General features: G+C 70.7%; 9 protein-coding genes. All 9 read right to left on the bottom strand.

Features of this window, described 5'->3' with window-relative positions; all coding sequences use genetic code 11:
- Nucleotides 1–544 precede the first annotated feature (544 nt).
- The 9 genes from IE332_RS35440 to eccD all read right to left on the bottom strand — a co-directional run bounded on the left by IE332_RS35440 (nucleotide 545) and on the right by eccD (nucleotide 11657).
- The gene (locus IE332_RS35440; RefSeq protein WP_189924749.1) at nucleotides 545–2230 is read right to left on the bottom strand and encodes a ribonuclease J; all 1686 of its coding nucleotides are present in this window, start codon (nucleotides 2228–2230) and stop codon (nucleotides 545–547) included.
- A gap of 169 nt (nucleotides 2231–2399) precedes the next feature.
- Nucleotides 2400–3299 (bottom strand): 4-hydroxy-tetrahydrodipicolinate synthase, encoded by a 900-nt coding sequence (gene dapA / locus IE332_RS35435; protein WP_189924747.1) that lies wholly within the window; start codon nucleotides 3297–3299, stop codon nucleotides 2400–2402.
- A 227-nt stretch (nucleotides 3300–3526) separates the two neighbouring features.
- On the bottom strand, nucleotides 3527–4258 hold the full coding sequence (gene thyX, locus IE332_RS35430; protein ID WP_189924745.1) for an FAD-dependent thymidylate synthase: 732 nt from the start codon (nucleotides 4256–4258) through the stop codon (nucleotides 3527–3529).
- Nucleotides 4255–4713 carry a tetratricopeptide repeat protein gene (locus tag IE332_RS35425; RefSeq protein WP_189924743.1) on the bottom strand — a complete coding sequence of 153 codons (459 nt, stop codon included), beginning with the start codon at nucleotides 4711–4713 and terminating at the stop codon, nucleotides 4255–4257. Before IE332_RS35425 ends, thyX begins: the two co-directional genes overlap by 4 nt.
- A 7-nt stretch (nucleotides 4714–4720) precedes the next feature.
- Nucleotides 4721–5467, bottom strand: coding sequence for a 4-hydroxy-tetrahydrodipicolinate reductase (dapB, locus tag IE332_RS35420; RefSeq protein WP_189924741.1), 747 nt, complete (start codon nucleotides 5465–5467; stop codon nucleotides 4721–4723).
- Nucleotides 5468–5480: 13 nt separating this feature from the next.
- Nucleotides 5481–6833 carry a M16 family metallopeptidase gene (locus tag IE332_RS35415; RefSeq protein WP_229929167.1) on the bottom strand — a complete coding sequence of 451 codons (1353 nt, stop codon included), beginning with the start codon at nucleotides 6831–6833 and terminating at the stop codon, nucleotides 5481–5483.
- Nucleotides 6834–6954: 121 nt separating this feature from the next.
- Complete coding sequence (locus IE332_RS35410; RefSeq protein ID WP_189924739.1) at nucleotides 6955–9162, bottom strand: polyribonucleotide nucleotidyltransferase; 2208 nt, start codon at nucleotides 9160–9162, stop codon at nucleotides 6955–6957.
- A gap of 459 nt (nucleotides 9163–9621) precedes the next feature.
- Nucleotides 9622–9912: a 30S ribosomal protein S15 gene (gene rpsO / locus IE332_RS35405; protein WP_189924737.1), complete on the bottom strand. Its 291-nt coding sequence runs from the start codon at nucleotides 9910–9912 to the stop codon at nucleotides 9622–9624.
- A gap of 233 nt (nucleotides 9913–10145) precedes the next feature.
- Nucleotides 10146–11657 (bottom strand): type VII secretion integral membrane protein EccD, encoded by a 1512-nt coding sequence (eccD, locus tag IE332_RS35400; RefSeq protein WP_189924728.1) that lies wholly within the window; start codon nucleotides 11655–11657, stop codon nucleotides 10146–10148.
- Nucleotides 11658–11724 lie beyond the last annotated feature (67 nt).

Raw genomic sequence — 11724 nt, 5'->3', positions numbered from 1 at the left:
GCCGCCAGCGTTCGTCCTGAGCCAGGATCAAACTCTCCGTGAATGTTTACCGGTAATCCGGTCGACACCCGCGTTGAGCGGCACGGCAACCACCGGAATAGGGTGATCCCGCGCACTGCGTCCTCGCTAGTGTTTTACTTCAAAAGGAATCTCCAACCCCGATCAAGTGATCGAGGCCGGGGATGTCAACATATCTGGCGTTGACTTTTGGCACGCTGTTGAGTTCTCAAGGAACGGACGCTTCCTTCGGACTGCCTTCCAGCAGGCCCTCCGGGCTTCGTTCTTTCGTGTTTCCAGCTTATCAGATGTTTTCCGCTCCGTTTTCCGGAGTTTCATTCATCGAATCGGCTTTTGCCTTTCGGCGCTCCCGAACTCTACCAGAGTTTCTCGGGCCGTTTTCCCCGGTAGTTCTCGAATTCAGATTCGAGCCCGTTCCGAGGGGCCGTCCCGTGGGGCAACCCGGAGAACATTACGCACCGGGCCGCCCCACGTCAAACCAGCCTCAGGCCTGCCTCAGCCGGGGACGAACGATCGACGGCGAGCGTCAGACCTCGACCACGACCGGCAGGATCATCGGCCGGCGGCGGTAGTTGTCCGCGACCCACTTGCCGATGGTCCGGCGGACCAGCTGCTGCACCTGGCGCGGCTCGATCACGCCGTCGCTCGCCGAGCGGTCCAGGGCTTCCTGGAGCTTGGCGACCACGGGCGCGAAGGCGTTGTCGTCGATGCCGGAGCCGCGGGCCTGGATGGTCGGGCCGCCGACGATCTTGCCGTTGGCCGAGTCGACCGCGACGAAGACCGAGATGAAGCCCTCCTCGCCGAGGATCCTGCGGTCCTTGAGCGAAGCCTCGGTGATGTCGCCGACCGAGGAGCCGTCCACGTAGACGTACCCGGCCTGGACCTTGCCGACGATCCGGGCGACGCCCTTCTCCAGGTCGACGCAGACGCCGTCCTCGGCGATGACCACCCGGTTGCGCGGCACGCCGGTGGCGATGCCCAGCTCCGCGGCCGCGCGCAGGTGACGCCACTCGCCGTGGACCGGCATCAGGTTGCGCGGCTTGCAGATGTTGAAGAAGTAGAGCAGCTCGCCGGCGGAGGCGTGACCGGAGACGTGCACCTTGGCGTTGCCCTTGTGCACGACCTTGGCGCCCCAGCGGGTCAGGCCGTTGATCACCCGGTAGACGGCGTTCTCGTTGCCGGGGATCAGGGAGGACGCCAGGACGACGGTGTCGCCCTCGACGATGCGGATCTGGTGGTCGCGGTTGGCCATCCGGGACAGCGCGGCCATCGGCTCGCCCTGCGAGCCGGTACAGATCAGCACGACCTCCTTGTCCGGGAGGTCGTCCAGCTGCTTGACGTCCACGACCATGTTGCCGGGGACCTTCAGGTAGCCGAGGTCGCGGGCGATGCCCATGTTGCGGACCATCGAGCGGCCGACGAAGGCGACCTTGCGCTTGTACTCGTGCGCGGCGTCCAGGACCTGCTGGATGCGGTGCACGTGGCTGGCGAAGGAGGCGACGATGATGCGCTTGTCCGCGTTCGCGAAAACGTTTCGCAGCGCCGCCGAGATGTCCCGCTCGTGCGGGATGAAGCCGGGGACCTCGGCGTTGGTGGAGTCCACCAGCAGGAGGTCCATGCCCTCCTCCGCCAGCTTGGCGAAGGTCGGCAGGTCGGTCAGGCGGCCGTCGAGCGGCAGCTGGTCCATCTTGAAGTCACCGGTGGCCACGACCATGCCGGCGGGGGTGCGGACGGCCACGGCGAGGGCGTCCGGGATGGAGTGGTTGACCGCGATGAACTCGCAGTCGAAGGGGCCGATGCGCTCGCGCTCGCCCTCCTTGACCTCCAGCACGTACGGACGGATCCGGTGCTCGGCGAGCTTGGCCTCGATCAGGGCCAGGGTCAGCTTGGAGCCGATCAGCGGGATGTCCGGGTTCTCCCGCAGGAGGAACGGGACGGCGCCGATGTGGTCCTCGTGGCCGTGGGTGAGGACGATGCCGTCGACCTTGTCGAGGCGGTCCCGGATGTAGGTGAAGTCCGGGAGGATCAGGTCCACGCCGGGCTGCTCGTCCTCGGGGAAGAGGACGCCGCAGTCGATGATCAGCATGCGGTCCCCGTATTCGAGGACCGTCATGTTGCGGCCGATCTCGCCGAGGCCGCCGAGCGGAGTGATGCGGAGGGCGCCCTCCTTCAGGGCCGGGGGCGCGCCGAGTTCGGGGTGCGGGTGGCTCAAAAGACTCTCCTCACGACGCACGCCATATGCCCGGGGTCCTCCCCCGGCGACATATGGCGTGCGTACTCAGTGTCGTTTTCCTACTGGGTCTGTGCTTCCGCGCCTTCGGTCCGGTCCAGCGGCGGACCCGGGAGGGTCCGGCGAGCCGGGGCGCGCACGTCCGTGTCTGCTACAGGTGTACCCCGCCGGCGGCGAGATCCTGCTTCAATCGGGCGATCTCCTCGGGCGTCGCGCCGACCAGCGGGAGCCGCAGCGGTCCGGCCGGCAGGCCCTGGAGGTCCAGCGCGGCCTTGGTGAGGATGACGCCCTGCGTGCGGAACATACCGCTGAACACCGGCAGCAGGCGCTGGTGGATGCTGGTGGCCTTGACCACATCGCCGGCCAGGAAGGCGTCGATCATCGCGCGCAGCTCGCCGGCCACGACGTGCCCGACGACGCTGACCACGCCGACGGCTCCGACGGACAGCAGCGGCAGGTTCAGGATGTCGTCGCCGGAGTACCAGGCCAGGTCGGAGCGGGCGATCGCCCAGGCCGCGGCGCCGAGGTCGCCCTTGGCGTCCTTGTTGGCGACGATCCGCGGGTGCTCGCCGAGGCGGACCAGCGTCTCGTGGCTCAGCGCGACCCCGCTGCGGCCCGGGATGTCGTACAGCATGACCGGCAGCTCGGTCGCGTCGGCGAGGGCGACGGTGTGCCGGTACAGGCCCTCCTGCGGGGGCTTGCTGTAGTACGGCGTGACGGCCAGCAGGCCGTGCGCCCCGGCGGCCTGCGCCTGCCGGGCGAGCCCGATGCTGTGGTGGGTGTCGTTGGTGCCGACGCCGGCCACCACGTGGGCGCGATCCCCGACCGCCTCCACCACGGCGCGGACCAGCTGGGACTTCTCTTCGTCGCTGGTGGTCGGGGACTCACCGGTGGTGCCGTTGACGACGAGACCGTCGTTGCCGGAGTCGACGAGGTGCGTGGCGAGGCGCTGGGCGCCGTCGAGGTCGATTCCGCCGTCGGCGGTGAACGGGGTGACCATCGCGGTCAGGACCCGGCCGAAGGGCGTCTGGGGGGTGGAGGTCGGAGCCATGTGTCCAAAACTACTCGTAGGCGGTGGGGCGGTATCCACACCGGTCCAGGGTTCGGACGGGGGCAGCGGCGCCGAGCGGTGGAAACAGGCGCTGGGATGGGATCCCGGTGCTGCCCGCTCGGGGGTTCAGGCAGCACCGGGATCCGTGTTCACGAATGTAGGGAGCGGCTAGAAAAGCCGCAATCCAGACATGCCAGACACTCGGTCCATATGCCCGTCGTCCCAGGTCAGGGGGCGACCCGGCCGTGCTTCTCGAAGGCCGCATGGGTGAGCGGCATGAGCCGGGCCCACTGCTCCTCCATCTGCTCGGCGACCATCTCGATCTCGCGCTGCGGGAAGGACGGCACCGCCGAGTTCTCCCGCTTGGTCCGCAGCGAGAGGAAGTGCATCAGCGAGCGCGAGTTGCAGGTCGCGTACATCGACGAGAACAAGCCGACCGGCAGCACCGCGCGGGCCACCTCGCGGGCCACGCCGGCCGCCAGCATCTCCTGGTAGCGGGCGTAGGACTCGCGGTACGAGGCCTCCATCGCCGCGGTGGTGGTCGCGTGCTGCTCGGGCGTGCCCTCGGTGAACTCGTACTTGCCCGGACGGCCCTCCTGGACCAGCTTGCGGTCCTCGGCCGGCACGTAGAAGACCGGGTCCAGCTGGCGGTAGCGGCCGGACTCCTCGTTGTACGACCAGCCGCTGCGGTGCCGGTGGAACTCCCGGAACACGAAGATCGGCGCGCTGATGAAGAAGGTCATCGAGTTGTGCTCGAACGGCGTGCCGTGCCGGTCCCGCATCAGGAAGTTGATCAGGCCCTTGGACTTCTCCGGGTCCTGCGAGAGCGCCTCCAGGGACTGCTCCCCCGCGGTCGAGACGCGGGCCGCCCAGATGACGTCCGAGTCGGAGGCGGCGCTGCGGACCAGCTCCACCGTCACGTCGCTGCGGAAACTGGGGGCCGTCGGTTCGTCGCTCACGCGTTGCTCCTTGCGGGTTCGGTGCTGTGCAGCTTGATGGCGTGCTGCATGGTCTTGCGGGCGCGCGGGGTGTCGCCGGCGTCGGCGTAGGCCACGGCGAGGCGGAAGAAGACCCGCCAGTCGCCCGGCGCCTCCTCGGCCTCGGCCCGGCGGCGGGCGAAGACCTCGTCGGCCGAGGCCCGGTCGATCCGCCCGCCGGTGGTGCGCTTCAGCTCGTCCACCGGCAGGCCGCCCTCGGCCTCCAGCTCACGGGCGAGCCGCTCGCTGTCCCGGCCGAAGCGGACGGTCTGGCGCAGGAACCAGACGCCGATCACCGGGATGACGAAGGCGCACACGCCGATGCCGATGCCGAGCGGCTTGCCGGTCGCGATCAGCTGGACGCCCTCCCCCACGCAGAGCAGGGCGACCAGCAGCAGCACGCCGGACAGGACGAAGAAACCGGTACGGGAGGTCATTCAGGGCTCACAGGTCCAGGAAGTGTTCGAGGCCGAAGGTCAGCCCCGGCGTCTCGACGACCTTGCGCACGCCCAGCAGGATGCCCGGCATGAAGCTGCTGTGGTGCAGCGAGTCGTGCCGGATGGTGAGCGTCTCGCCGGTGTCGCCGAACATCACCTGCTGGTGGGCGAGCAGCCCGCGCAGCCGTACGGCGTGCACCGGCACCCCGTCCACGTCGGCGCCGCGGGCGCCGGGCAGGCTGTGGGTGGTCGGGTCCTGCTGCGCCGGGCGGCCGGCCTCGGCCCGGGCCGCGGCGATCAGCTGCGCGGTCCGGGTGGCGGTGCCACTGGGGGCGTCCGCCTTGCGGTCGTGGTGCAGCTCGACGACCTCGACCGACTCGAAGTACTTCGCCGCGACCTGCGAGAACTTCATGCCGAGGATCGCGCCGATCGAGAAGTTCGGGGCGATCAGCAGGCCGAGCTCCGGGGCCTGCTCCAGCCAGCCGCGGACGGTGGCCAGCCGCTCGTCCGTCCAGCCGGTGGTGCCGGTGACCACGTGGATGCCGTGGTGGAGGCAGTGGTCGAGGTTGCCCATCACCGAGTCCGGGTGGGTCAGCTCGACGGCGACCTGCGCCCCGGCCTCCGTCAGCTCCTCCAGCCTGGAGCCGCGGCCCAGGGCGGCCACCAGCTCCATGTCCGGTGCGGCCTCGACGGCCTTGACCGCCTCCGAGCCGATCCGGCCCCCGGCCCCGATCACGGCGACACGCAGCGTCATTGCGAAAGTCCTCTCACACCAGCAGGTCGGCGAGCTTGGCGGCCCGCTTGTCGTTGATCGGGCCGATCAGCGCCAGCGACGGCCGGTACGCGCCCAGCACATCACGGGCCACCGCGTGGACGTCCTCCAGGGTCACCGCCGCGATCCGGTCCAGCATGTCGTCCACCGACAGGTGGTGGCCGTAGCTGAGCTCGGCCTTGCCGATCCGGTTCATCAGCGAGCCGGTGTCCTCCATGCCGAGCACGGTGGAGCCGGAGATCTGTCCGATCGCGCGGCGCAGCTCCTCCTCGGTGATGCCGTCGGCGACCACCTTGGCCAGCTCCTCGCGGCAGATCCGCAGCACCTCCTCGACCCGCTTGGGCTGGCAGCCGGCGTAGATGCCGAACAGGCCGCTGTCCGCGTAGGACGAGGAGTACGAGTAGACCGAGTACGCCAGGCCGCGCTTCTCCCGGACCTCCTGGAACAGCCGGGAGCTCATCCCGCCGCCCAGGGCCGCGTTGAGCACGCCCATCGCCCAGCGGCGCTCGTCGTGCCGCGGCACGCCGGGCACGCCCAGCACCAGGTGGGCCTGCTCGGTGGACCGGTTGAGCACCTCGACCTTGCCGGCCGTGCGCAGCGCCTTCACGCCGCGGCGGGCCTCGGCGGGGGCCGCCTCCGAGCGGGCCAGGACGGCCGCGAAGGCCCGCTCGACCTGCTTGACGACCTTGCGGTGGTCGAGGTTGCCGGCCGCCGAGACGACCAGGTTCTCGGGCCGGTAGCGGCGGTGGTAGAAGCCGGCGATCTGGTCCCGGGTGAGCGCCTTGATGGTCTCCTGGGTGCCGAGGATCGGACGGCCGAGCGGGCCGCTGCCGTAGATCACCTTGGCGAACAGGTCGTGCACCACGTCGCCCGGGTCGTCCTCGGCCATCGCCATCTCCTCGAGGATGACGCCGCGCTCGGCGTCGACGTCCTCGGGGCGGATCAGCGAGCCGGTGAGCATGTCGCAGACCACGTCGATGGCCAGCGGCAGGTCGGTGTCCAGGACCCGGGCGTAGTAGCAGGTGTTCTCCTTCGCGGTGAAGGCGTTCATCTCGCCGCCGACCGCGTCCAGGGCCGCCGAGATGTCCAGCGCGCTGCGCCGCTCGGTGCCCTTGAAGAGCAGGTGCTCCAGGTAGTGGGTGGCGCCGTTGAGCTGCGGGGTCTCGTCCCGCGAGCCGACGCCGACCCAGATGCCGAAGGTCGCGGAGCGCACCGTCGGCAGGGTCTCGGTGACGACCCGCAGGCCGCCGGGGAGGACGGTGCGGCGCACCGTGCCGGCGCCGTCGACGCCCTTGAGCAGGGTCCGGGTGGTGCCGGGACGCTGCTTTACCGCCGGGGCCTGCGCCACGGGGGGTACCTCCAGAGGATTCGCACGCGGGGTGAGCACACGTGCGGACGAAAGCGTGGACAACGGGGTGCGGCCCGCACGCCGTGAGGCGTACGGGCCGCGGGGGTCAGCTAGCGGCGCTTCACTCGGAAGCGGCCTCGCCGTCCTCTTCGCCCTCGATGACCGGGATCAGGGAGAGCTTGCCGCGCGGGTCGATCTCGGCGATCTCGACCTGGACCTTGGCGCCGACGCCGAGGACGTCCTCGACGTTCTCGACGCGCTTGCCGCCGGCCAGCTTGCGGATCTGCGAGATGTGCAGCAGGCCGTCCTTGCCCGGCATCAGCGACACGAACGCGCCGAACGTCGTGGTCTTGACCACGGTGCCCAGGTAGCGCTCGCCGACCTCCGGCATGGTCGGGTTGGCGATCTGGTTGATCGTGGTGCGGGCGGCCTCGGCGGCCGGGCCGTCGGCGGCACCGATGTAGATGGTGCCGTCGTCCTCGATCGTGATCTCGGCGCCGGTGTCCTCCTGGATCTGGTTGATCATCTTGCCCTTGGGGCCGATGACCTCACCGATCTTGTCCACCGGGATCTTGATGGTGATGATGCGCGGCGCGTTCGGGGACATCTCGTCCGGGGAGTCGATGGCCTCGTTCATCACGTCGAGGATGTGCAGGCGGGCGTCCTTGGCCTGCTTCAGCGCGGCGGCGAGCACCGACGCCGGGATGCCGGTCAGCTTGGTGTCCAGCTGGAGGGCGGTGATGAAGTTGCGGGTACCGGCGACCTTGAAGTCCATGTCGCCGTACGCGTCCTCGGCGCCGAGGATGTCGGTGAGGGTCACGTAGTGGGTCTCACCGTCGATCTCCTGGGAGATCAGGCCCATGGCGATACCGGCGACGGCGGCCTTCAGCGGCACACCGGCGTTCAGCAGCGACATGGTCGAGGCGCAGACCGAGCCCATCGAGGTGGAGCCGTTGGAGCCGAGCGCCTCGGAGACCTGGCGGATGGCGTACGGGAACTCCTCGCGCGTGGGCAGCACGGGCAGGATGGCCCGCTCGGCCAGCGCGCCGTGGCCGATCTCGCGGCGCTTGGGCGAGCCCACGCGGCCGGTCTCGCCGACCGAGTACGGCGGGAAGTTGTAGTTGTGCATGTAGCGGCGACGCGTCTCCGGGGAGAGCGTGTCCAGCTGCTGCTCCATGCGCAGCATGTTCAGCGTGGTGACACCCAGGATCTGGGTCTCGCCGCGCTCGAACAGGGCCGAGCCGTGCACCCGCGGGATGGCCTCGACCTCGGCGGCCAGGGTGCGGATGTCGGTGACACCGCGGCCGTCGATGCGGACCTTGTCCTTGATGACGCGCTCGCGGACGGTCTTCTTGGTCAGCGCGTTGTAGGCGGCGCTGATCTCCTTCTCGCGGCCCTCGAACTCGGGGAGCAGCTTCTCGGCGGCCAGCGCCTTGACGCGGTCCAGCTCGTTGTTGCGCTCCTGCTTGCCCGGGATGGTGAGGGCCTGGGCGAGCTCGTCCTTGACGGCGGCGGTCAGCGCGGCGAGGACGTCGTCCTGGTAGTCCAGGAAGACCGGGAACTCACCGGTGGGCTTGGCGGCCTGGGCGGCCAGCTGGGCCTGCGCGGCGCAGAGGACCTTGATGAACGGCTTGGCGGCCTCGAGGCCGGAGGCCACGACCTCCTCGGTCGGCGCGTCGGCGCCGCCCTCGACCAGCTTGATGGTCTTGTCGGTGGCCTCGGCCTCGACCATCATGATCGCGACGTCGCCGTCCGGCAGGGCGCGACCGGCGACGACCATGTCGAAGACGGCCGACTCCAGCTCGGTGTGGGTCGGGAAGGCCACCCACTGGCCGTTGATCAGCGCGACGCGCACGCCACCGATCGGGCCGGAGAACGGCAGGCCCGCCAGCTGGGTGGAGGCGGAGGCGGCGTTGATCGCGACCACGTCGTACAGGTGGTCGGGGTTGAGCGCCATCACGGTGACGACGACCTGGACCTCGTTGCGCAGGCCCTTGACGAAGGACGGGCGCAGCGGGCGGTCGATCAGGCGGCAGGTGAGGATCGCGTCCTCGGAGGGCCGGCCCTCGCGACGGAAGAACGAGCCGGGGATGCGGCCCGCGGCGTACATCCGCTCCTCGACGTCCACGGTCAGCGGGAAGAAGTCGAAGTGCTCCTTCGGCTGCTTGGACGCGCTGGTGGCCGACAGCACCATGGTGTCGTCGTCCAGGTAGGCCACGGCGGAGCCGCCGGCCTGACGGGCCAGACGGCCGGTCTCGAAGCGGATGGTACGGGTGCCGAAGGAACCGTTGTCGATAACGGCCTCGGCGTAGAACACGTTCTCTTCCACCTGGAAGATCTCCTCTTTCGTACGTCTCCGGGAGAGCGTCCCCGCGTCGTTGCCTGGGGTTGGCCCTGGGCCCTCCCTGCCGGGGAGGACGGGCAGTCGGGCCGGTCTTCGATCGAAGCCTCCGGAGTGCCCCGCTCGGTCTGCGGGGGTTCCGGCGGCCACTACCGAGGACCGGCGCCTCACGGCTGCCGGGCCGGGACGGGCGGTCCGCGTCTGGACGCTCTCTCGGATGCGGGCGGCTTCCGTTTGAAGCCTTCGTCCCGCGGGGGGTTCGGGTCTGTCTGCCCGGGTGGCGCGCTGGTGCGCCATCACCCGGCATGCCCACAACCCTACGGTGCAATCCTCGGGCACCCGGGGAGGTGCGCGCGAGTTGTTATGTCCGGGCGCCGCGGCCCGGGGGTCGCGGCATACGCGCGAAGGGCGGCTCCCCGGTGTGGGGAGCCGCCCCGAGCGGCGGTCTTAGCGGGCGCCACCGGCGGCACCGCGGCGGATGCCCAGGCGGTCGACGAGCGTACGGAAACGCTCGATGTCCTTCTTGGCCAGGTACTGCAGCAGGCGGCGGCGCTGGCCGACGAGGATCAGCAGGCCACGACGCGAGTGGTGGTCGTGCTTGTGCTGCTTGAGGTGCTCGGTCAGGTCCGAGATGCGGCGGGAGAGCATGGCCACCTGGACCTCGGGGGAACCGGTGTCGCCCTCCTTCTGGCCGAACTCGGCGAAGATCTGCTTCTTGACGTCAGAGGCGAGAGCCACTGCAACTCCTTCGGGTGTACCGAGCGGTCCTGGTCGACAACACAGGACTCATCGAGAACTCGGTGTCGCGAGCGCGGCCGGCACTCTGCGGCCCACGGAGGGGCGACGGACACACGGCTGCGCTCGAAGGCCAGCGTACCAGTGCCGCCCACCTCGCCGGTCGGCGGGTGGGCGGCGGGGTGGGCGGCAGGTGGACGACGGGCCCGACGGGCTGCGCCGCGGGACCGGACGGGTCAGCCGGTGGCGCCGCGGACCAGCCGGTACACGTCCAGGACGGCGAGCGCCAGCGGGACGAGCGAGATCAGCGTGAGGCTGTCGACCAGGTCCAGGATGCGCCCCCAGAACGGGGAGACGCCGAGCCGGGGCACCACCAGGGCGATCGCGACCAGCAGCGCGGCGCCGAAGGCGATGGAGGCGGCCAGCCAGACGGTGCGCAGGTCGAGCTGGGTGGTGGAGCCAGCCACCCGCAGGAAGAACTGCGGGGTGTGCAGGGACAGCCCGACGATCAGCAGGCACAGGCCGAGCAGGCCAGCCACGGTGAGGCTGAGCACCTGCGCGGTGTAGCGGAACAGCCGGGCGCGCAGCATGGTGGCCAGGCCCAGCGCGAGCGCGAGCAGCTCGGGGAAGGTCTCGTCGGTGAAGCCGAGGACGGCGCAGGCGCCGACCACGACCGCGGCGCAGCCGCCGACCAGGCCGACCAGCACCTCGTGGCCGCGGCGGGCCTGGTGGGCGATCCGCTCGTACTGGACGGCCTCGGCGCGCTCGGCCTCCTCGTCGTAGTCGCGGCTGCGGGTGCGGGTCTGGCCGGGGGCGCTGAAGCCGACCGGCAGCCGGGCGAAGCGGGCCGAGAGGCTGGGCAGGAAGCCGACGGCGGCGACGGCCGCGACCCCGGTGACGGCGGCGATGTGCCCGGCCGGCGTCGCCGGCATCAGGACGGCGGCGAAGGTGGCGAGCGCGCCGGCGGTGGCGACCAGGGCGGCGGCGACGAACACCGCGTCCTTCTCCGGCAGCAGGCCGGTCAGCAGCACGGCGACCACCAGGACGGCGACGCAGCCAGCCAGGAACTGGAGCCGGCCGGGGCCGTCCCACGGGTGGGCGACGGCGATGACGCCGCTGCCGCCGATCATGGCGTGCGGCAGCGCGCCGAGGCCGAGGGCGAGGCCGGCGTGGGCGTCCTGGTAGACCCGGGCCCGGACGCCGGCCAGCGCGGTGAGCACGACCGCGGTGACGCCGGCCAGCACGCCGGGCAGGCCGTGCATGTCGTGGCGCAGGTCGGAGAACCAGAGCGCGAAGCCGAGCAGGGTGAGCAGCACCCCGGCACCGATCAGGCCGAAGCCGCGCATCAGCTCGGCGGTCCAGAACCGGCGGTCGGCCTCGACGGCGCTGGCGATGGCGTCGGCGACGTCGTCGTAGACGGCCGGCGGCAGGGACTCGGCGAAGGGGCGCAGCGCGAGCAGGTCGCCGTCGCGGACCTGCTGGGCGGCCAGCGGCAGGCCGCTGTCGAGGACGGTGCCGTCGCGGCGGACCAGGTGGAAGCCGGTGGGGGTGCCGTCGGGCTGGTTCTGGTTGGCCAGCCGCAGCACCTCGGGGTAGACGTCGGCGAGCGGGACGTCCTCGGGCAGGGCGACGTCGATCCGGCGGTCCGGGGCGACGACCGTCACCCGGCAGTAGCCGGTCGCGGCAGCGGTGTTGCTCACGCTCCCGCCTCGCTTCGCTCGGCAGGCGCTTCGCACAATGCGCGGCATCCGACGACGAGCTCGCTTCGCTCGCCCGTGCCTTCCGCCTCGTTCCTTCGACGCACGTGGCGCTCCC

The sequence above is a fragment of the Kitasatospora xanthocidica genome, from assembly GCF_014656195.1.
GTDB classification, from domain to species: Bacteria; Actinomycetota; Actinomycetes; order Streptomycetales; family Streptomycetaceae; genus Kitasatospora; species Kitasatospora xanthocidica.
The sequence above is the reverse complement of the archived record's forward strand: the minus strand, read 5'-3'. Positions and strand labels throughout refer to the sequence as shown.

What these genes read in the sequence shown, in the direction of transcription:
- dapA (WP_189924747.1), bottom strand. Translation starts at nt 3,299, where the DNA reads ATGGCTCCGACCTCCACCCCCCAGACGCCCTTCGGCCGGGTCCTGACC.
- eccD (WP_189924728.1), bottom strand. Translation starts at nt 11,657, where the DNA reads ATGCCGCGCATTGTGCGAAGCGCCTGCCGAGCGAAGCGAGGCGGGAGC.
- IE332_RS35425 (WP_189924743.1), bottom strand. Translation starts at nt 4,713, where the DNA reads ATGACCTCCCGTACCGGTTTCTTCGTCCTGTCCGGCGTGCTGCTGCTG.
- dapB (WP_189924741.1), bottom strand. Translation starts at nt 5,467, where the DNA reads ATGACGCTGCGTGTCGCCGTGATCGGGGCCGGGGGCCGGATCGGCTCG.